Below are 20,078 nucleotides of genomic sequence, written 5' to 3'. Positions count from 1 at the left end.
CCGATGAGACTTGTGCTAGAATCGTGCCGTTCGAACTCTCCGTTCTTGCCCGTTGGTATCCACTGGTTACGCCGCTCTTCGCCGCCGGGCAGTCGGCCGGACAGGCCGCAGGCGGCGCGGCCCGAGTGGGGAAAGGACCGCCATGGAACTGGGCTTCGTCGGATTAGGCAAGATGGGCATGAACATGGTCACCCGCCTGCAACGCGGCGGCCATCGTCTGGTAACCCATGACCGAAACACCGATCTCGTCAAGAAGGCCGAAGCCCTCGGCTGCCTCGGCGCCTCTTCGCTGGCCGAGATGGTCTCCAAGCTGACCCCTCCGCGCACGGTTTGGATCATGGTGCCCTCCGGCGCGCCGACCGAGGAGACGATCCAGTCGGTGAGCGCGCTGCTCCAATCGGGAGACACGATCATCGACGGGGGCAACACGAAGTACCACGACGACATCCGCCGGGCGGCCGAGCTGAAGCCCAAAGGCATCCAGTACGTGGACGTCGGCACCAGCGGAGGCGTCTGGGGCCTGAAGCTCGGGTACTGTCTGATGATCGGCGGCGATCGCGCCGTCGTGCAGCGGCTGGAGCCGATCTTCAAGACCCTGGCGCCGGAAGACGGCTGGGCCTACATGGGCGCGCACGGAGCGGGACATTACGTCAAGATGATCCACAACGGCATCGAGTACAGCATGATGCAGGGCTACGCCGAGGGGTTCGAGTTGATGGCCAAGAGCGAGTACAACCTCGACCTCGGAAAGATCGCGTCCGTCTGGATGCACGGCAGCGTCGTCCGCTCCTGGCTGCTCGAGCTCGCCGCCGGCGCCCTGGCCGAGGACCCCCGCCTGGAAAAGCTCAAGGGGTATGTGCAAGACTCTGGGGAGGGCCGGTGGATGATCCTGGACGCGATCGAGAAGGACGTGGCCGTCCCCACCCTGACGGCGGCGCTGTTCACGCGCTTCCGCTCGCGGCAGCAGGAGACCTTCGCCGAAAAGCTGCTGGCGGCCCTGCGGAACGCGTTCGGCGGGCATGCGGTGCGGAAATAAGTCCGGGGGAGTCGTGATGGAACAACCAGGCAGAGGGCCTGCAGTAGGACTCGAGGTCGGACGGGGCGTGCCGGTCGAGCCGTGCACGATCGTGATTTTCGGAGGCTCCGGCGATCTCGCCCGCCGACGCCTGCTTCCGGCGCTGTACAACCTGCTCCTGGACGGCCTGCTCCCGAGCAACTTCGCCGTCCTGGGCCTCGGCCGCAAATCCCTCACCGATCAGGACTTCCGCGCGATCGCGCGCGAAGGCGTGCTCACCTTCTCCCGCCAGGCCCTGCTCGAGCCCAAGTGGGCCGAGTTCGAACGGCACCTCTTCTACCGCTCCGCGGACATCGACGATTCCGGCTCCTATTCGGACATGCGTCAAGCGGCCGAACGCGTCGAGACCGAGTTGAAGCTTCCGGGGCACCGGATTTATTACCTGGCCATTCCGCCCACCTCGATCACGCCGGTCTGCGAGGGACTCCAGCGCGCGGGGCTGGTTCATCCCCCGGACGGAACCAACCCCTACAGTCGGGTCATCGTCGAGAAGCCGATCGGTCGCGATCTGGAATCCGCCAGACAGATCAACGCCACCATCGGCAGCGTCTTCGCCGAGTCCCAGACCTTCCGGATCGACCACTATCTCGGGAAAGAGACGGTGCAGAACCTCATGGTGCTGCGCTTCGCCAACAGCATCTTCGAGCCCATCTGGAACCACAAGTACATTGACCACGTGCAGATCACGGTCAGCGAGGCCGAGGGGGTGGGCAGCCGGGCCACCTACTACGAGGAATCGGGCGCCCTGCGCGACATGGTGCAGAATCACCTGCTTCAGCTTCTCTGCCTGGTCGCCATGGAGCCCCCCTATTCCCTTGACCCCGACGTGGTCCGGAACGCCAAGATCGAGGTGCTCCGCTGCCTGCGTCCCATCACGGGGAAGGACGCCGAGCGGTTCGTCGTCCGGGCCCAGTACAGCAGCGGAAAAGTCCACGGCGCGGACGTGCCCGGCTATCGGCGGGAGGCGGGCGTGAACCCCGACTCGACGACGGAGACATACGTGGCCCTGAAATGCTTCGTCGAGAACTGGCGCTGGGCCGGCGTCCCGTTCTATCTGCGGACCGGGAAAGCCCTGCCCAAGCGCGCCAGCGAAGTGGCGGTCCAGTTCAAAGACATTCCCCAGATCCTCTTCAACGTCGATCCGGACAAGCCGCAAGCCCCGAACCTGCTCGCCTTGCGGATCCAGCCGGAAGAGGGGCTCTCCCTGCGCATCATGTCCCGCGTGCCGGGCACCCGCGCGGAGACGCACCCGGTCGAAATGAGCTTCAAATACAGCGAGGTCTTCGGGACGCCCTCCCCCGAGGCCTACGAACGGCTCCTACTGGACGTGATGGCCGGCGACGCCTCGCGGTTCATGCGGCGGGACGCCGTGGAGACGTCGTGGGCCTGGATCGACGGGATCCTGGAAGCCTGGGGAGCGCAGCGGGTCAGATGGCTGCCTGAATATCAGGCCGGCAGTTGGGGCCCGGTCGAAGCGGACCGGCTCATCCAGAGCGACGGACGGAGCTGGCGGACGCTCTGATTCAGGTGCGAGGCACAGAGCTTGAGGGAACCGATGCGGAGACGTGGGGAAGAAGCGACGCAGCGATCTCCGTGCCCCCGCGTCTCCAGAATCCCCCAGTCCCCGTGTCATCCCCCCCCTGGCCCCGCGCCCCTAGCCCCGTGCCACGAGCCCAATTTGCTCGGCAAAGACCCGCTCGTAGAGCAGCGTGGCCAGGAGCCGGTACCCGTCGGTCGTGAGATGAAGCCCGTCGTTGGAATAGGGCGCGGCGAGGGCCAGCGTGTCCGGCTCGACCGTGGCGGCAAAGAGGTCGAGACAGGCCACCCCCCGGGCTTTGCAATAGTCCCCGATGAGCCGGTTCAGGGCCAGGCGCCGTTGGATGTGATCCTGCAGCCACCGCCGTCCCCCGCTGTCCTGGTCGGGCCCAGCGGGCACGGACCAGTCGCCGTCGGGCCAGGGGGCTCTGATGGAGGGCACCGTCACCGCGACCGGCCTGATCTCCGCGCCGAGGGCCAGTTCGTACATGTTCAGGAGGTTCCGCATGATGTCCGCCGGACCCGCGTTCCAGCCCAGGTCGTTCGTCCCGCCCAGGATCACGACGGAGGCCGGAGCATGGGCGAGGACATCCCGCCGGAACCGCATGACCATTTCCCCGGTCAGCTCCCCGCAGACCCCGCTGACCGCCACCCGCGCCCGATTCCCCAGCCGCTCTTGCAGGAATATCCCATAGGGAGTCTCGCGCATCTCCGGCCGTTCCGGCGTGGGCGACTGATACCCGGCCGTCAAGCTGTCCCCGAAACAGAGGATGAGCGGGAGCCTATCCTGCGCGCGCATTGAACGGGAATTGTATCCTCCCCGCTCCTCATTGACAAACCGCGCCGTTGGGCGGAGAATGAGACCCGCTTCTCCTGGCAGAGCGCTCCGCATGACCGACTCCCTCGAGAGGTTCATCCGGCCGATCCCGATCATGCAGTGGCTGGTCGTGGTCGTGCTCTGCGCCCACGTCGTCACCCACCAAGACTCACTGGAGAACGGGAACGCCGCCCTCTTCGTCCTGGCCGTCCTGACCGGCAACCTGCTCCTCCTCTACGGTCTCCCCAGGCTCATGAGCACGAACGCGATCGCGACCACGCTCGTGGTCGTGGATACCCTGCTCGTTCCCTCCACGCTCTACTGGACCGGCACGAGCAGAAGCGATCTGTTCGTGGTCTATTTCGGCATCATCATGATCGCCGGCGCTGCCGGCAACCTGAAACGCGCGCTGGTCCTGGCCGCCGTGACCTGTGTCGCCTATCTGGGCTACGGCGCGTTCATGATCGCCACCGACCAGGAGACGATTCCGATCGGGACGTTGTTGCTGCGCCTGCCGTTCCTCCTGATCATGACGCTCTTCTACGGAGCGCTCGCGGAGCTGGCGCAGCGGGAAAAGTCGCACAAAGAGCAGTTGGTCCACCAGGCCATGCACGACGAGCTGACCGGCATGCCGAACCGCCGCCACCTGATGGAAACCCTGGGCCGCTCGCTGGAGGAAGCCAGACGGTTCGAGTCCCCCCTGTCCTGCGCCGTGCTGGATGTCGATCACTTCAAGGAGATCAACGACACCTACGGCCATGACGTCGGCGACCTGGTGCTCAAGGACTACTCCTCGATCCTCGCGGTGCAATCCCGCGGATACGACCTGGCTGGCCGTTTGGGCGGGGACGAGTACGTGTGGATCCTGCCGCGGGTGGAAAAGGACGGTGCGATCGCGGCGGGCGAGCGCCTGCGCGAAGCCGTGGCGCGGTTTCAGTTCGGCTACAGCGACGTGTCGTTCCGGCTCACCACCAGCATCGGCGTGACCACCTACAACCCCGGCAGCAACCTGCCTCCCACCCCCTCCCAGATGCTGAAGGCGGCCGACCTCGCCCTCTACCAGGCCAAGCGGGCCGGGCGGAATCGCGTCTGCTATCACCCGCTGGAGGCCCCCCCCGCCCCGGAGGAGCAGCCGCAGGCGGCCGGGGACGCCTTCGAACGGTTCTAGGCTTTCACACCACTGTGGCCGTGGGCTATCGTCTCGACTCGGGAGGCGGCCAGTCCATCTCCGCCTGCCGCCCGCAGTAGTAGCACGAGAGCCGGTAGCGGGCCTGGCGGCGGGGATTGGGCAAGGAGGTGAAGACCACCGGCGTCCCGTCGTGGGGACAGCTCGGCTGCTGGTGCATGAGGTGCTCGTCGGCCATGACCAGGAGCGCCGCCTCGTCCCAGGGAGGGGTCAGGGCCTCGCGCCCGGTCAGCCGGCCTTCCCAACGGCAGCGGGGACAGTGCAGGCCGAAGACCTTCACCCGATCATCGTGCCGGGAGAGGTCGGTCACGTCCACCGGCCCGGAGCAGTTTGGAGCGGGACAAGCGAGGGGTTCCCGCTGAAGCGCTTGGACGAACTCTCGATGGCCGAACAGGCGAGCTGGACGCGATTGATTTGCCACGATTGCGACCCTGCGTCTAGCCTACCCAACTTGCCGGACAGGAATCAAACCGCTTCGCAGGACGACAGGCTGGAACCCCCAGACCAATTCCTGGGATAAATCGCGCAGCTTTCCAGCCCTGATCGCTTTTACGACTTCTTGATGTCGCGCCGTTCTCTTTTTACACCCCTTTCACGTCCGTTTGTGTAGAGTCCACGCTGGATCAACCGAAGAAGAGACCGGGACAGTGGGCGAGCCGATTTCACGACGTGCTGAACGGAGCGCTGCAATGGCGTTGCTCATCTGGGGTGCGCCGCTTGTCATCGTGGGCCTGTTCTGGATGGCCGTCATGGAATGGCTCGTGGGGTCATGGGAACGATCCGGGAATTCCTCCACCGATCAGGACCCCGGACCCAACCTGGATCGGACTGCCGGAGAAAGGAGTCATCGGTGTCGGAAAGCAGGCTGACCAGCCGCGTCCCGTCTGAAACGGAGTGCCCGCCCGGAAAGGCACACGGGCACGGACGCGCGATTCTCACCAGGTCCTTGTTTTGCGCCTGCCGGATCCTGTCCCTGCTCGCATGGACGGCGGCCGCCGCGGCTGCACAGGAGCCAGGCGGAGCCCCGGGCGAGCCTCCGGCGGAAGGCTCCAAGAGCGCGAGTGACGAGACCTCGCTCTGGCATTACGGCGCCTACGTGGACCTGAGCTACGATCTGAACTTCAATTTCCCGAACAATCACCTGTTCCGCAGCAGGAGCACCGCCAACCGGACGAACGAGCTGGCCCCCAACATGGCCCTGGCCTACGTACGGAAGGACGCCACGCCCGACTCCCGCTGGGGAATGGAGTTTGGCCTCCAGGACGGCTATGACACGATCGACTTCGCGTTCCTCCGGGGAGAGCCGAAGGTGGGCGGCTACGATACGCTCCGTCACTTCTCGAACGCGAACGTCTCGTACCTGGCGCCGGCGGGGGGCAAGAACCTGACCGTCACCGCCGGCCTCTTCAACAGCCTGATCGGCTACGAGTCGCTGTACGCCAAGGACAACTTCAACTACACCCGCTCCTGGATGGCCGACAACACCCCCTACAAGATGTTCGGGGTCAACGCCCGTTATCCGGTGGGCGACGACATCGCCGTAGCCCTCTACGTGATCAACTCCTATTCCCACCTGGCCCATCCCAACGACCAGCCCAGTTATGGAGGGCAAGTGCAGTGGAAGCCGACGTCGCGGATCACGGTGACGGAAACCATCTACTACGGCCCCGCCCAGGCCAACACGTCGATGGAGTTTTGGCGGCTGTACTCCAACTACATCGCCGAATGGAAAGGCGATGACGTCACGGTCGCCCTGTCCTACGACTTCGGGACGGAAAACATCGCCGGCCAGCCGGGAAGCCCGCGGGCCTTCGTGACGGCTGGAGCCCTGTTCACCCGCTGGCACATCGCCGGGCCGTGGAGCGTGGCCGTGCGGCCGGAGTTCTACTGGGACCGGAACGGGCGGTGGACCGGGAACCAGCAGCTCGTCAAGGCCGTCACGAACACCCTGGAATATAAAATTCCCTATAAATGGACGAACACCTTGCTCCGGCTGGAGTATCGGTACGACGAGTCCACGGGCAAGCAGGGCGGATTTTTCAAGAACGGGAACTTCTCCAACGGTCAGCCGATGCTGACGCCGGGCCAGCATCTGCTGATCTTCGGACTGCTCTGGACCTTCGATTCCCCGTGAGCGCACGAGCACGGGCGGGACGAGTCACTCGGTGCGCAGCCGGTACCCGACGCCCAGCTCCGTGACCAGATAGCGCGGCTCATCCAGGAGCGGCTGCCCATCCGGCGCAGCGACCGGCTTGGAATAGGACACAGGCTGGAGCAAGGACACGGTCCGAGAGGCATCGAAAGTTTGGACGACCCCTTCGCCGACCAGCGCAACCGCCAGGAGCAGCGAGAGGGGCAGCAGGATATAGAGGGTGCCGCGCACCAAAATCTACCCAGAAGTTGCCGATCGTCTGGGCGTTCCGCCTGGCCAATCCCCGGATGAGCGCGGCTAGGATGGCCATGCCCGTCGCGGCCGAGACGAAATTCTGGACGGTCAAGCCGGCCGTCTGCGTGAAATGGCTCAGGGTAGTCTCACCGCCGTAGGCCTGCCAGTTCGTGTTGGACGTGAAGCTGACCGCGGCGTTGAAGAACAGCATCGCCGACGCGTAGGTCTTCCAGTCCGTCTCCTCCCTCTCGCGAACGCCGCAGGCCCGGTAGATGAGCCGCTCGACCGGGCCGAGCACGAAGTTGAGCCAGATCGGCCGGCCCTCGTAGACCCTGGCCATGTACCAGCCCAGGGGTCTGACGAGAGCCAGCAGCACGAGGAAGTACAAGCCGACTTGGAACAACCCGTTCAGTGTCATCAGAAGCGCTTCGGCCGCAAGAGGGCCACGAACAGGTAGACGAGGAGGCCAGCGCCACGATTCCGGACAGGAGATAGAGCAGGTTCATGCCAGCCTCACAGCCGATCGCAGAGCCGAAGCAGAAGCGCCGACAGGACGAAGAACAGGAGGCCTGTGGAGAGGGTCACAAAATCCATCATGACGAGCCTGCCATAAGGACTCCTCGGCTTGACCTTATCCTCCCATTCCTCAGGACGGCATCAAAAAGGGCGGGAGGCACGTAAAAAATCCGTAAAGACCCGGTGGGCGCGCCTTGCGTAGGGCTGCGGGACGGTCCGCCGACGGCCTTGACAGAGCCGGCCCCGACGGTTATTCTCGCCCAGCTTTCACGACCGAGATGACGGCCTCACGCCGACCGAGAAAGGAGAACGATCGTATGGTGCGGAACGGAACGGGCCCAGCCCTGCTGGCCCTCGCGGCGATCCTCATGGCGCCCCTCCTGTTGGCGGCATCGCCCGGACTCGCCGCCGAGACGTTCAAGATGGGGGTCATTGATCCGCAGGAGGTTTTGGAGAAGTCCAAGGCCGGCAAGCGGGCGCTGGATGCCTTGAAGGACTATGCGCGGACCAGGCAAAAGCTGCTGTCCAGCGACGAAGAGGATCTGAAGTCCCTGGAAAAGCAGCTCAAGGACCAGGAAGCCGCCTTGAGCGAGGCCCAGAAGAAGGAGAAGCAGGAGCAGTTCCGCGCGAAGATCCAGGCCTACCAGAAGCGCGCACAGGAGTTCAACCAGGAGCTGGCGGTCAAGCAGAAGGAAATGGTCGACGAGTACATGAAGAAAATTGCCGCTGCGACTAAATCCGTTGCGGAAAAGAACGGGTTCAGCCTCATCGTGGACAAGGGCAGCGAGCAGACGCTCCGCATCGTCATCTACAACAAGGACACCATCGATCTCACCGACCAAGTCATCAAGGAATTCGACAAGCAGAACAAGTAACGCCGTGGACGGTGGTCAGTGGTCGGCGATCAGCGAGGACAGGGCTTCAGTCACCGCGCCACCTGACCACGATCCACTGACCACCGTCCACCGCCCCCAGACCACCGACCACCTTCCCTTCTCCCCTCATCCTACGCCGAGGTCGCGGCGGAGCGTCCCGACCAGCCGCTCGAACCTCTCGTCTGATCCCGAGACGGACTGAGTCACCAGGTCCACCCGTTCCGGCCCGCTGACGCCCAACCCCAATTCGATCGCCTTCTTGATCTGGCGCTGCTCCCAGACTCCCCGTTCCGCCACCTTGGGCCAGGCTCCGAAGGAGCGGACCAGCGCGACGGCCACCGCGTCCAGCGCCACGCGATCCCCGCTCAAGAGAAGCAGGTCGGCCGGAGCCGGGGTCCCGCTGGTCGGCCCGCCCGCGATCATGACCGTCGTCGCGTCCGCGATGGTGAGCTGCGGGTGCACGGCCAGGTTCAGCTCGGCGATCCGCTCGTGCCAGTCCCCGGCCAGAAACGTCACGGAGGGACGGTAGCGGGGGTGGGTGATCCCGACCAGGTTCTTGAGGCTGCAGGAATAGTGGGCGAACCGGTGCGTCTTCACCACCGGCAGGTTGACGAGGACGTCCGCTTCATAGGCCGGCTTGGAGACGTAATACCGCGGCAGCGAGACGGCCTGGGGCGGCTCGACCCGCACCCAGGCTTCGTCCTCCAGCGCCAGGACGCGCGCCCCCTCCCCTTCAGCCGCAGCCTTCATGCCGGTCGCGACGAGATTCTCGGACGTCGGGAACCGGATGATCCCGGAACTGTCCGCCACGACGAGGTCCGAGGCTCCGGCCACCCGGATCGCCCGGGCGACCGCCGCCACGACTTGCGGACTGGTCGTGGTAGGCGGCGGCCGATCGTTGACGAGGTTGGGCTTGATCAGCACCCGCTTTCCCCGGAGATCCAGCCGATCGAGCCCGCCCAACAGGTCGAGACCGGCCTTCAGCATCGTCGCCGGATCCCGCCCGTGCACCAGCGCGACCAGGGCCTTGCCGTCCCGCGTGAACGGGTTGGGAGGGACCGGCTTGGCCGGAACGAGCGGACCCTCCGGATCGAACAAAAGGCTGCCCAGAACCGAACGGGGAGCGGCGGCAAGGGCCGGCAGGAAGGCCAGGCCGAATCCGAGGCGGCTCAGCAAGTCGCGGCGTGTAAAGGAGAAAAATCCGTCATTCGTCATCGGTCGCTCGTCGCCTGGAAGGAGCCCCTTTCACGAATGACCAATGACCATTTGACCACTCCTCAGCCCTGTTCAAGCGGATAACCGGCTTCGCGCCAGGCCCTGATGCCTCCGTCCATCGAGACCACGTTGGTGTAGCCCATCTGCTGGAGACTGTCTGCCGACAGGGCGGACCGGTAGCCGCCGCCGCAGTAGAGGATGATCTCCGCCCGCTTGTCCGGAATGACCGTCTCGATGTCCCGCTCCAGAATCCCACGGCCCAGGTGCCTGGCCCCAACGATGTGGTCTTTCGAGAACTCGTGATCCTCCCGGACATCCACCAGATGGAAGCGCTCGCCCCGGTCCAGCTTCGCCTTCACCTGGCCGATCGTACATTCCTTGACGCTCCGCTTCGCCTGCTCGACGAGCTTGAGAAATCCGGGGTTGTGTTTCATGCATGCGCCTCGGAAGCGATCAGCCGTCGGCTCTCGGCTCGGCCGTCAGCTCATCTCAAACAGACTCGTCTGCTCGCAATCAGGTCTGCGGAAGGTCCGGGGAATCGGCCGGTCGGCTTCATCGGGGAAACCGGCCTTCCGGCGGCTCACCTCGAAGAGCTGCTCGATCATCTGCCAGTAGGTGCCACTGCCCTGGTGGCGCTTGAAGAACTCCCCGTCCGTCAGCTTCCCGCCCCGCACCTCGCGGAGCCGGTTGGTGATCTTCCTGAGCCGATCCGGAAAGGCCTGGGCCATCCGCTCCAGAAAGACCGGCTCCACGTTGTCCGACAGCCGCAGCAGGACGTAGGTGGCGCCGGCCGCGCCCGCCTGCCTGGCCCGCACGAGCAGTTCCGGGATGTCTTCGTCGTTGAGCCCGGGGATCACCGGCGCGATCGAGACGCCGGTGGGAATGCCCGCCTCAGAGAGGAGCCTCAGCGTTTCCAGCCGCTTGGTGGTCGAAGGGGCCTGGGGCTCCACCTTGCGCGCCACTTCGTCGTCGGCGAACGGGATGCTGAGATAGACCTGCACCCAGGCCTCTTCGTGCAGCCGTTTCAGCAGATTCAGGTCCCGTCCGATGACGGAGGACTTGGTGATGAGGCCGACCGGATTCCGGAACTCGGCGCAGACCTCCAGGCAGGAACGGGTGAGCCCCAGCGTCGCTTCGATCGGCTGATAACAGTCGGTATTCCCGGAGAACACGATCAGCTCGCCCTTCCAGGAGGGCTTCATGAACGCTTCCCGCAGCAGCTCCGCCGCCCGCCGCTTCACGATGATCTTGGAATCGAAGTCGGTCCCGGAGCCGAATCCCCAGTATTCATGGGTCGGCCTGGCGTAGCAGTAGGCGCAGGCGTGAAAACAGCCGCGGTAGGGGTTCAAGCTCCAGCGGAAGGGGAGATCGGGAGAGTCGTTCCTGCTGAGGATTTCTCTGGTCGTATCGTCATAGATTTCAAGCTTCACTTGAGGGGAAGGCTCCAGCCGCTCGCGCTGCCGGGATTCGAACGGGTTGGGCGGGTTGGCGACGGTTCGCATGACGGGTATAGTCTCCCTCCCCGATCGCCTTGTCAAGAAGCCGCTCGCGGCCTCCCCGCCCGCCTCGTCCATCAACCATTCCGCCATTGACCTGCGTCCGGTCCTCACGTAACATCGCGCACCATGCACGACCTCCGCGTTCTCCGCGACAACTTCGAGACGATCCGGGGGACCCTGGGACCCCGCGGGGCCGACGTGCCCTGGGACGATCTGCGCAAGCTGATCCAGGAGCGCGGCTCCGCCATGACGAAGGTCGAAGACCTGCGCCATCAGCTCAAGAAGGGATCCGAAGAGGTCGGCCGTCTCAAGCGGGAGAAGCAGCCGGCGGACGAGGCCATGGCCCGGATGAAGGAGTTGCGCGACCGGATCAAGGAGGGAGAAGAGCATCTGCGGACCGTGGAGGAACGATTGGCGGAGTTGGCCCTTCGCATTCCCAACGTCCCCCACCGGTCCGTTCCGGCTGGCAAGGACTCGGCGGACAACGTCGAGGTCCGGCGGTGGGGCACGCCTCCGTCCTTTTCGTTCGCTCCCAAGGCCCATTGGGATCTGGGCGAGGCGCTCGGCATCCTGGACCTCGATCGGGCGGCCCGGATGACGGGGGCCCGGTTTGCCGTCCTGACCGGCTTTGGCGCCAAGCTGGAACGGACGCTGATCAACTACATGCTCGACCTGCACACGGCCCGGCACGGGTACCGGGAAGTGCTCCCGCCCTTCATGGTCAACCGGAACGCCATGACCGGCACGGGGCAACTCCCGAAATTCGAGGAGGATCTCTTCCGCCTCAGGGACGACGAGTACTATTTGATTCCGACGGCGGAGGTGCCGCTGACCAACCTGCACCGGGAGGAGATTCTGGCCGGAGACCGGCTCCCGATCCGGTACACGGCCTACACCCCCTGCTTTCGACGGGAAGCCGGCTCCTACGGCAAGGACACCCGCGGCCTGATCCGCCTGCATCAGTTCAACAAGGTGGAGCTGGTGGCCTTTGCGAAACCGGAGGAATCCTACGAGGAACTGGAACGGCTGACGAACGCGGCCGAGGCCGTGCTCCAGGAGCTGGGCTTGCACTACCGGGTCGTCACCCTCTGTACGGGGGACATGGGCTTCGGCGCGGCCAAGACCTACGACTTGGAGGTCTGGCTGCCTTCGCAGAACGCCTACCGGGAGATTTCCTCCTGCAGCAACTTCGAAGCCTTCCAGGCCAGACGAGCCGACATCCGCTTTCGGCGGGCGGCTGCCGGCAAGGGAGAGGGGAAGACCGAGTTCGTGCACACGCTGAACGGCTCCGGCCTCGCCGTCGGCCGGACCCTCGTGGCCATCCTGGAGAACTACCAGCAGCCGGACGGGTCGGTGCAGGTTCCGGACGTGCTCCGTTCGTATATGGGCGGCGTGGATCGGATCATAAAGCAGTGATTGGTGACGGGTGATAGGTGAAAATTGGCCGCGCTCGACTGCTGCCAGTTGCGCACCACAGATCACCGATCACGCATCACCGTCTTGCGTGGAGGGGTGCCGGAGCGGTCGAACGGGCCGGTCTTGAAAACCGGAGTCGGGGCAACTCGACCGTGGGTTCGAATCCCACCCCCTCCGCCACACCGAGCTTGCTTGGCGGGAGCGCGAAAGCGCGATCCGCAGCGAATCTCTCTCCTCCCGACAGGCAGTGGCGCGCCACACGTACCAGCAGGCAGCTAGGCTGTGTGCCGAAATACGGTGTCGCGCTGCGCGACTCTAATTGCATAAGTGATTCGACATGGAGCAGCAAGGATCGAATGAGCCACACGAGGGAGTGGGATGCGAACGAGGGGGGTGCGTAACAATTCCGCGATGGGGGCATCCGTTGCTCTTGGGGAATGCAACGGGCCCCCGGCCCCTGAGGCCTGATTGAGGAAGGGTTCTTGCGCGCGGCGGATCACGAACCGGCGGTCGGCGTGCCAAAATACTCCCGCCGACTCACCGCGACGTCGGCGACAAACATCACGCCGGAGTGCCGATCGAACAGTGGCCGCAGCCCGGCAAGGATCGGCTCCACTTTTTCCTGCGGCACGACCGTCATAATCATCACCAGACTTTCCAGCTCGCTGAACATGAAATGGGATTCGTGCAGCCCGTGATGGCCTTTTCCGGAGACGTTGCCGATGATCGTGTAGCCGGTCGCCTGGATCTTATCCAGCAACTCCGTCACAAACGCCCGATGCTCGCCCGCGACGATCACGCGGACTTCCTTCATGGGATGCAAGGTCAACCCGCCCATATCCGAACTCCTTTCACGCGTTACACGGCTTTGTCGCGAGTCTGCGTACAGGTAACCCGGCTCCACTCGCCGGTCGACAGATACCGGTACAGCGCCCCTTCCTCCGGTTCCAGCGCAACCAGGTGCACCCATTCATGATAGTAGAAGCGCTGTAGCACCTCGTGCCGCCCGATCAGCCTCTCGATGCGCGCGCGGGGCGCTTCGATGATCGTGAGCAGGCGCATCGGCTCATGGTAGGGAACTTCACCGTTCATCACGGTCTGCCAGGCCAAGCCGAGACGGAGATCGCTCCAAGGCCCCGACATGATGCCGACCCGTCCTACGACATTATGGTACACCTTGCTGCCTCCGCCATAGACCTCATTATCCACGGTCGAAAAATAGTGTTCCATGTTGATCCACTGGGCCACAACCTGCGGCGCGGTCATCAGCACCTCGAGGAGGCGCTCGGTCGGGTCCTCCCGATAATCGTAGGAGTGCAGAAAGACGCGCCCGCCCAGATCGAGTCCCCTGGTGACCGCGCGCCGGCCGATCACGAAGGCGGCGTTGCCGGACAGCCCCCATTCCGGCCGGACCTGACTCCAGTCGGCGCTGCGCCGGCGCACGTGCGAGACGGCCCGGGCCAGCGTGAGCGCGACCGGCGCATCCGGCAGACGGGCGCAGCGCTCCAGACTGGTCAGCCGGCCGGCCTCCCTCAGGTTCTCGAGCAACCGTGCCACATCCTTCGCGTGCGTCGCTGGCACGTCCTCCAGATCGAAGAGCTGCACCTCGTCCGTCGTCGTGTCGACCTGACCGGCCAGGAAGTGGGTGTCGGAGGGGATCGCGATGCCGCTACGCGCCAGCCGCTCCCGGACTCGCGGCTTGTTCGCCATCGTGGCGAGCACGCGGGCGTTCGGCGCGCCCTCGTTGCCCCCGCAGGCCCCGCAGTCCAGCGCCGACTCGAACGGATTGTTCTCCGAGGTGCTCCCGTGCGCACAGAACAGGACCAGCCGCGCGAAGTTGCGGGTCAACCCCATCATGCGGAGCGCCGTATCCACCGTCAGAACCTGCTCCTCGAGCGTGAACCCGGTCCGCGTAATGCGCTCCTTCTGCGCCGAAGCCCAGCGCCGATCGATCCGGTAGACCCGCCGCAGATCGTCCACCAGGGCGGCCAGTTCTCCTGACGATACATGAACCTGCCGGGCCGCCTCGACCAGGGAGGGGTCCGCCTCTCCTGCCCCGTTCAGCGCCCGCGTCCTCAGCATCTCGACGAATTCCGGGGTGACCCGCAACCCATGGAGGCCGAGCCGCTCCCGCAGGGCCTTCCTGATGAGCGCGCGCTGCTCGCTCGCAAGCATCTCCTCGATGTCAGCGGGGGGCAGCTTGTCAACGGTGACGCAGGTGGCAAGGGACGGCACGAGGAGGCGCCGCAGCCAGGTGGTCCAGCACCGGTACAGGGCGGGCAGGATCGTTTTTCCGACGATGGGAAGGCTGTAAAACCACCCGAGCGACTCCACCATGACGTAAGGCGTCACCACGTTTTCTTTCAGGTCGTGCAGGAGCGTATGTCCTGCGTGGACCAGCCTGGCCCCGGACTCGTGCTTGGAGACGACGTGGTCGAAGTAGCTGCGCGGAATTTCCCGCACCTCATGCTTGGCCCGCATGATCACCGGGAATTGTTCGGTGTCATGCTCCTTGCCCCAGGCCCGGTACCGAATGAAGACGGCAAAAAACCCCGCGAATCCGTGGGTCTCGCTCGCCCCGGTTGCCTCCAGATGGCGCCGGAACGGCTCGGAACGCACGTCCATGCAGAAGACCGACTGGGAATCCGGCCGAACCCTTGCCGGGGCTTGCGTCGCCTCCTCCATACCAAGCTTCGCTTGAGCCGGCCGCGCAGGTGATGGCTCTTCGCGTTCGGAGAGAACCTTCGACGGCTTTGCCTCTCCCTCATCCGGCCTGGCCGCATCCCGCGAACCCAGGTTGCTCGCGAGCTGCCCTAGGAGGCGCTCGTGATAGCCGGCCTCGAACGCCTTGAGCCAGACCGGACCATGGTCCGATTCCGGAAAGGCCTCCATCCACTCCACGAGCCCTGCGAGATCCTCCGGCGAGGCGTCCAGCAGGGTCTCCGGGGCAATTTCCAGGGCCTGAGCCAGCGAGCGCAGCCGTCTGGCTGCGGCCCGTCGCGCGGCCCGATCCAGACTTGGGCCGAATTCTGCCCGGTAGCGGTCGGCCAGGTGGCTCCATCCGTTCTGGGCGCTCCGCCTCACCGCCTCGCGCACACTCCCGTCCCGGTAGCAGAGCCGATCAACCTGCTCGGCATAGGTGGCCGGCAGACGCCCGGCCACCCGCTCCCGCCTCAGGAAATAGGCATCGGGATGGTGCTGCATGTACGTTGAAATCGATCGGTAGTTACCGTCGATTCCCAGCGATTCGCGGCAGGCCTTCTGAACCAGCTCCCGCACGTACCACAGACGGACGGCGAGGAACTTCACGAGGCCGACGGGATAGACACGTTGCCAGACATATTCCCGCTGTTCAGCCCGCCACTTGACGAACCCGGCCCATCCCGGCAGCGCGGCGAGCTGGAGCGAGAGATAGTCCTGCCGAAATGCGTCGGGAATCTCCAGGGCGGCGAGACTGTCGAGCACCGCGTCCTCCGGGTGCTCGGGCAGCCGCGCGATCTTTCCGCGGCTGTCCGCGATGCCGCAGGGAGACCATTCGTGTCGCGCGAGGGACTTCCAGGTCCCGTAGAAATCCTTTTCCCGCCCGGGCATGGGCCAGGCGGCGTGCCCTTCGTCGAGGAACGCCTCGCACCACTTAATGAGTTCGTCGTTGACCTGCTCGACGATCCCGGTCCCCAGGGTGCAGTCGCACCAACTCGAGAGCGTGACCGAGCGGCCCAGGGCGGCCTGGTCCTCCCGCACCGCCTCCGCCACCCGGTTACTCACGGCCGCATATCTCCACGCGGTAGCGAGGTGGTCGGCCAGGGCCTCGACCGCATGCCGACCCGGCCCGTGCGCCGGCATCGCATCAGCCGGCTCCTCTACGGGAGCGCAGAGCCCGTGTGTCAGACAGGCGCGCAGCACTTCGCCATGCGTGACGCGATGCGCCCCCAGGAACACGTGCTTGTCACGCACCAGCGGTTTCAGAGCCTCATCAAGATGGTCGAGACGAATCCGGCCCGTTCCGACATATTCCCGATAGAGGTCGCCGGAAAGGTATCCGTTCCCTCCCAGCAACTGCCGGCCCCGCCTGACCGATTCGTCGAAGCGGAGATACTCGAGGCTGTGCAGCGGATTGTGATGCACGAACGTCCGCATGGGCCAGTACTGGGCAATGACCTCGCTGGCGAGACGGATCGTCCCCCCGAGCTCCATCCGCTGCATTTCACTGTAGGATGGACGGTTCACCGGTTCCATAGAAGAGACTCCGCCGCCGTGCGGGCCGGCGGCGCCAGCGTTCCAGGCTCCGCGCCACGGGGCGGCACAAGGCCCAGCGCGGTCAGCATCAGGACGATCAGAACTAGCGGCCAAGCTTCGGCCTGTCGGAGATCCTCGTAGCGGAGGTCCGGCCGGTGCCGGCCGAAGAGCAGCCGATGCACGAGACTGAGGATATACCAGGAGGCAACGAGCCACACGAGGACCGCGACCAGCGCCCCGGACAGCGGCAGGGCCGGAGTGAGGAGCAGCCCCATGAAGCCGGAGAACACGCCGAAGGGAGGCAGCCCCATGGCCGCCAGCGCCAGCAGGAACAACAATGTGGCGAACAGCGGCATGGGATGGGCCAACCCTCTGATCGCGCGCAGGTCCGAGTCGCCGTATCGGGCCTGCACGGCGTGCCAGGCCAGCAGAAACCCGCTGGTCACCAGGCCGACGGCGACGAGGTAGATGCTGGCTTGCGGAGGGGCGGTTCGGGTGGCAGCCACGTACCACCACAGGATGGAAAAGAACGACAGGTTGGCGTAAGCCAGGAGTAACCGCACGCGCGACTGAGTCAGCGCCTTGAGGGACCCGTAGAACGCGCCCGCGAGCCCCAGGATGATCAGCGCGTTCACCGCGGCTTCCGGCATGCCAGGGGACAGGATCAGCAACCCACTATACCCGAGAACGGGCAGCAGGAACGCGAGAAATGCCGGCAGGTTTCCCGGCAATCCCGCGAGCGCCGCGACATAGCCTCCGTGCAAGGGCGCCAGCGGCAGTAGGATTGCGCAGGCCACCAGCTGCGCGACCGTGGCGGCCGGTGGGGTCGCCAGCAGCGCCACGATGAGGCAGACGGCGCCGAGGGCACATGTCCCGATGCCCCACCACGGATGGGAAACGGACCTAGCACGATACCGGTGGATCACGAGGCTGACGAGGCTCAGGATGAGCGCCAGCAGGATCAGTCCGATGCCGTCCCGTCCGACCAACACGCCAAGCCCCAAGCCAAGCAGCAGCAACGTCATCACCCACGCTGCGCGGTTGTCCTCGTGCGGCGATTGCCCCAACAACGACAGGAACGCGGCGACCGGAACAAGGGCGAGGAACGGCATTCCTGCCGCCGACGCGGGCGGGTTTCCGGACAGCGCCACGAGCGTCACGAAGCTCGCGAGCGAAACCAGGAGCGCCCAGACCTTTAGCGCCCGGGGCTTGGACCAGATCGCAACCCCCGACGCCGCCCCAGCGAGAGGGACAACGACGGGTAGCGCAAGAGAGAATCCTTCAGCCATCACGACAACCTTCCAAACGAGCCCTTGTCGACGTAGTCGGCCACGCGCATCACGCCACGGCCGAACCGGGCATACAGCGCGTCCACATAGAAACGATTCATGAGCAGCACGTACAGACGCACCCGCAGCTCGTCCACCCACGCGGGCACCTGCACCGTGCGCCCGTGGGCCTGGGCATAGAGATAGACCCAGCCTAGGATCGTCAGCAGGACGGTTCCGACGATGAGCCCGTCGAACAGCCAGCCGGGCAACGCCGCCGCCTGAAAGTAGAACGCCACGTCCCTGGGATCCGGGTACAGGAACGACGTGAACGCTTCCGCCGCAAACAGATAGGTGAAGACGACGAAGAGCAGAGTCAGGAGCATGGCCGCGGAGACCTTCCACGACGCGACCGCGCGCAGGCGGGTGAGCGTTAAAATGGCCTGGGAGGACGTGACCCAAGTAAAGAAGAGGAAGATCGCGGTCCCTTGGGATTCCAGCAGCGGGATGCGAAGCACGCCGTGGGTCACCAGCAGGATGACGAGCGGAAGCAGAAGCGTCGTGACAAACCCGGTGCTCCACGTGAGGCGCGACAGCCCGGGTTCTTCAACGGCATGGGGTATGTGCGGGAAGACCGGCTCCTGGCGGGCCTTATGGATCACGTTGCCGCAGTTCAGAAATACGGTGGCCTTGAAGAGCCCGTGCGCGATGAGATGAAAGACGGCCAGCGCGAAGGCGCCTAGGCCGCATTCCATGATCATGTAGCCCATCTGCCCGATGGTGGAAAATCCGAGCGTCTTCTTGATGTCGTTCTGGGTGAGCATCATGCAGGCTCCCAGCACCGCCGTGAGCATGCCGACGACGAACACCATGTGCAGCGTGGGAGAGCTCAGCCCGTACAGCGGGGCCAGACGGTTCAGCAGGAACCCGCCGGCATTGATGATCCCGGCGTGCAGCAGGGCGTGGACCGGCGTCGGAGCGTACAGGGAACTGGGCAGCCAGACATGCAGCGGAAACTGGGCCGATTTCCCCATGGCCCCGATGAAAATCAGCAGCGTGACGGCCGTGGCCCCGCTGATCTCCAGTCCGCCCCCCGGCCAGAGCGGGAGCGCGATCGCCCTCGAGGCGGCGCGGGCGGCGAGCTCCTGGAATTCGACGGTGCCGTACAGGGCAAAGGCCAGGACGATGCCGGCCAGGAAGGCCATGTCCGCCGTCCGCAGCAAGGTGAAGGTCTTGAAGGCGCCGTCGAGCGTGGCTTGATGCTCGTGACGATGCGCCAAGAGGGAGAGCAGCGGCGTGAGCAACTGCCAGAAGACAAGCAGCATCACGAGATTGGCGCTCGACACCATGCATAAGAGCACGACAATTGTCAGCAGCATCAAAGCTAGGAAGCGGGTATAGCCCCGTTCCTGCTGCATGTACCGCATGGAATAGGTGTAGATGAGGATGCCGATCGCCGTGATCAGCACCATCATCACCGCGCTGAGGCGATCGACATACAAGCCGATCGGTAAGGCGAACGGGATGGCGGGCCCGGGCTCGTACCAGCGGAGGCTGATCGGCCCATGCGATGCGACCGACACCAGCGTCGCGATGGCGCCGAGAAGCGCCGCGACGAGGGGACATACGCCGATCATAGCGCGCCGGTCCACGGAACTGCGCGGACCGACCGCGACGATGAGCGCCGCCAATAGAGGCAGGAGCGGGACGAGAATCGTGGAAGACATGCCGGCCTCAGACTCTTCGCAGCGCAGAAGGCGGCAGCACCGGCGCTCGGGGCATCGGCTCGGGGGCCGTTTGCACACAAAAAAAGCCAGCCGGCTCTCCATTTCCGTGGAGCGTCGGCTGGCTTGTACTGCTCCGGCCCTCCAGTCTGGAAAGCCGTCCACCCTACAGGCCGCTGTATCTCTCAGAGGGTCCGAGATCCCCGCTCGCGCGGCAGGACCGCCGCCCCCCCGAAATTGCAATTCGCTGCGTGCTGTCATACCATAGCGCCGCTCTCGGCACAAGCTCCCATTGAGCGTGCGGGGTGAGACTTTAGCCCTATCCCGGC

At 65.1% G+C, this 20,078-nt stretch carries 15 protein-coding genes, 1 tRNA gene and 2 pseudogenes; 7 read left to right on the top strand and 11 right to left on the bottom strand.

The annotated features are described in order from the left end of the window. The first annotated feature begins 142 nt into the window (after window positions 1-142). Entirely contained in the window at window positions 143-1,036 is an 894-nt protein-coding gene (gnd, locus tag AB1411_07135; GenBank protein MEW6543367.1) for a phosphogluconate dehydrogenase (NAD(+)-dependent, decarboxylating), read from the top strand. 16 nt (window positions 1,037-1,052) lie between these two features. Continuing rightward, window positions 1,053-2,597 carry a glucose-6-phosphate dehydrogenase gene (gene zwf / locus AB1411_07130; protein ID MEW6543366.1) on the top strand — a complete coding sequence of 515 codons (1,545 nt, stop codon included), beginning with the start codon at window positions 1,053-1,055 and terminating at the stop codon, window positions 2,595-2,597. 132 nt (window positions 2,598-2,729) lie between these two features. Here zwf and AB1411_07125 read toward each other — a convergent pair whose 3' ends face one another. Further along, window positions 2,730-3,410, bottom strand: a complete 681-nt coding sequence (locus AB1411_07125) for a GDSL-type esterase/lipase family protein (GenBank protein MEW6543365.1) — start codon at window positions 3,408-3,410, stop codon at window positions 2,730-2,732. Between the two features lie 91 nt (window positions 3,411-3,501). On the opposite strand from AB1411_07125, the gene AB1411_07120 reads away from it, so the two are divergent. Beyond that, window positions 3,502-4,596, top strand: coding sequence for a GGDEF domain-containing protein (locus AB1411_07120; protein ID MEW6543364.1), 1,095 nt, complete (start codon window positions 3,502-3,504; stop codon window positions 4,594-4,596). Window positions 4,597-4,621: 25 nt separating this feature from the next. Here AB1411_07120 and AB1411_07115 read toward each other — a convergent pair whose 3' ends face one another. Beyond that, a complete protein-coding gene (locus AB1411_07115) occupies window positions 4,622-5,035 on the bottom strand; it encodes a hypothetical protein (GenBank protein ID MEW6543363.1) in 414 nt (137 codons plus the stop codon). Between the two features lie 429 nt (window positions 5,036-5,464). On the opposite strand from AB1411_07115, the gene AB1411_07110 reads away from it, so the two are divergent. Then, complete coding sequence (locus AB1411_07110; protein MEW6543362.1) at window positions 5,465-6,748, top strand: outer membrane beta-barrel protein; 1,284 nt, start codon at window positions 5,465-5,467, stop codon at window positions 6,746-6,748. Window positions 6,749-6,877: 129 nt separating this feature from the next. On the opposite strand, the pseudogene AB1411_07105 reads toward AB1411_07110, so the two are convergent. Both AB1411_07105 and kdpF read right to left on the bottom strand, forming a co-directional pair. Next, window positions 6,878-7,418 (bottom strand): annotated as a pseudogene (locus tag AB1411_07105) (potassium-transporting ATPase subunit KdpA). Continuing rightward, window positions 7,418-7,471: pseudogene (kdpF, locus tag AB1411_07100) on the bottom strand (K(+)-transporting ATPase subunit F). The pseudogenes AB1411_07105 and kdpF overlap by 1 nt, the downstream one beginning before the upstream one ends. Window positions 7,472-7,833: 362 nt before the next feature. Between kdpF and AB1411_07095 the strand changes: the two are divergent. Further along, window positions 7,834-8,391, top strand: coding sequence for an OmpH family outer membrane protein (locus AB1411_07095; GenBank protein ID MEW6543361.1), 558 nt, complete (start codon window positions 7,834-7,836; stop codon window positions 8,389-8,391). 126 nt (window positions 8,392-8,517) lie between these two features. Here the strand turns inward: AB1411_07095 and AB1411_07090 are convergent, their stop codons facing one another. The 3 genes from AB1411_07090 to AB1411_07080 all read right to left on the bottom strand — a co-directional run bounded on the left by AB1411_07090 (window position 8,518) and on the right by AB1411_07080 (window position 11,108). Then, window positions 8,518-9,567: a DUF362 domain-containing protein gene (locus AB1411_07090; protein ID MEW6543360.1), complete on the bottom strand. Its 1,050-nt coding sequence runs from the start codon at window positions 9,565-9,567 to the stop codon at window positions 8,518-8,520. A gap of 101 nt (window positions 9,568-9,668) precedes the next feature. Further along, window positions 9,669-10,040, bottom strand: coding sequence for a rhodanese-like domain-containing protein (locus tag AB1411_07085; GenBank protein ID MEW6543359.1), 372 nt, complete (start codon window positions 10,038-10,040; stop codon window positions 9,669-9,671). Between the two features lie 45 nt (window positions 10,041-10,085). Beyond that, complete coding sequence (locus AB1411_07080) at window positions 10,086-11,108, bottom strand: PA0069 family radical SAM protein (protein MEW6543358.1); 1,023 nt, start codon at window positions 11,106-11,108, stop codon at window positions 10,086-10,088. A 123-nt stretch (window positions 11,109-11,231) separates the two neighbouring features. Between AB1411_07080 and serS the strand changes: the two genes are divergently transcribed. Further along, the gene (gene serS, locus AB1411_07075; GenBank protein ID MEW6543357.1) at window positions 11,232-12,521 is read left to right on the top strand and encodes a serine--tRNA ligase; all 1,290 of its coding nucleotides are present in this window, start codon (window positions 11,232-11,234) and stop codon (window positions 12,519-12,521) included. A gap of 90 nt (window positions 12,522-12,611) precedes the next feature. Next, a tRNA-Ser gene (locus AB1411_07070) sits at window positions 12,612-12,701 on the top strand. 316 nt (window positions 12,702-13,017) lie between these two features. Here the strand turns inward: AB1411_07070 and AB1411_07065 are convergent. The 4 genes from AB1411_07065 to AB1411_07050 are packed head-to-tail and all read right to left on the bottom strand — an operon-like array spanning window position 13,018 to window position 19,752. After that, window positions 13,018-13,359: a P-II family nitrogen regulator gene (locus AB1411_07065; protein MEW6543356.1), complete on the bottom strand. Its 342-nt coding sequence runs from the start codon at window positions 13,357-13,359 to the stop codon at window positions 13,018-13,020. Window positions 13,360-13,379: 20 nt separating this feature from the next. After that, a complete protein-coding gene (locus tag AB1411_07060) occupies window positions 13,380-16,757 on the bottom strand; it encodes a DUF2309 domain-containing protein (GenBank protein ID MEW6543355.1) in 3,378 nt (1,125 codons plus the stop codon). Beyond that, window positions 16,745-18,046 (bottom strand): proton-conducting transporter membrane subunit, encoded by a 1,302-nt coding sequence (locus AB1411_07055; GenBank protein ID MEW6543354.1) that lies wholly within the window; start codon window positions 18,044-18,046, stop codon window positions 16,745-16,747. Before AB1411_07055 ends, AB1411_07060 begins: the two co-directional genes overlap by 13 nt. After that, window positions 18,046-19,752: a proton-conducting transporter membrane subunit gene (locus AB1411_07050; protein MEW6543353.1), complete on the bottom strand. Its 1,707-nt coding sequence runs from the start codon at window positions 19,750-19,752 to the stop codon at window positions 18,046-18,048. Before AB1411_07050 ends, AB1411_07055 begins: the two co-directional genes overlap by 1 nt. Window positions 19,753-20,078 lie beyond the last annotated feature (326 nt).

This window comes from Nitrospirota bacterium, assembly GCA_040757595.1.
GTDB lineage: Bacteria > Nitrospirota > Nitrospiria > Nitrospirales > Nitrospiraceae > JBFLWP01.
Note: the sequence above shows the minus strand (reverse complement) of the source record. Positions and strands in the feature narration are given on the sequence as shown.

What these genes read in the sequence shown, in the direction of transcription:
- gnd (MEW6543367.1), top strand. Translation starts at nt 143, where the DNA reads ATGGAACTGGGCTTCGTCGGATTAGGCAAGATGGGCATGAACATGGTC.
- zwf (MEW6543366.1), top strand. Translation starts at nt 1,053, where the DNA reads ATGGAACAACCAGGCAGAGGGCCTGCAGTAGGACTCGAGGTCGGACGG.
- AB1411_07125 (MEW6543365.1), bottom strand. Translation starts at nt 3,410, where the DNA reads ATGCGCGCGCAGGATAGGCTCCCGCTCATCCTCTGTTTCGGGGACAGC.
- AB1411_07120 (MEW6543364.1), top strand. Translation starts at nt 3,502, where the DNA reads ATGACCGACTCCCTCGAGAGGTTCATCCGGCCGATCCCGATCATGCAG.
- AB1411_07095 (MEW6543361.1), top strand. Translation starts at nt 7,834, where the DNA reads ATGGTGCGGAACGGAACGGGCCCAGCCCTGCTGGCCCTCGCGGCGATC.
- AB1411_07085 (MEW6543359.1), bottom strand. Translation starts at nt 10,040, where the DNA reads ATGAAACACAACCCCGGATTTCTCAAGCTCGTCGAGCAGGCGAAGCGG.
- AB1411_07080 (MEW6543358.1), bottom strand. Translation starts at nt 11,108, where the DNA reads ATGCGAACCGTCGCCAACCCGCCCAACCCGTTCGAATCCCGGCAGCGC.
- serS (MEW6543357.1), top strand. Translation starts at nt 11,232, where the DNA reads ATGCACGACCTCCGCGTTCTCCGCGACAACTTCGAGACGATCCGGGGG.
- AB1411_07065 (MEW6543356.1), bottom strand. Translation starts at nt 13,359, where the DNA reads ATGGGCGGGTTGACCTTGCATCCCATGAAGGAAGTCCGCGTGATCGTC.
- AB1411_07060 (MEW6543355.1), bottom strand. Translation starts at nt 16,757, where the DNA reads ATGGAACCGGTGAACCGTCCATCCTACAGTGAAATGCAGCGGATGGAG.
- AB1411_07055 (MEW6543354.1), bottom strand. Translation starts at nt 18,046, where the DNA reads ATGGCTGAAGGATTCTCTCTTGCGCTACCCGTCGTTGTCCCTCTCGCT.
- AB1411_07050 (MEW6543353.1), bottom strand. Translation starts at nt 19,752, where the DNA reads ATGTCTTCCACGATTCTCGTCCCGCTCCTGCCTCTATTGGCGGCGCTC.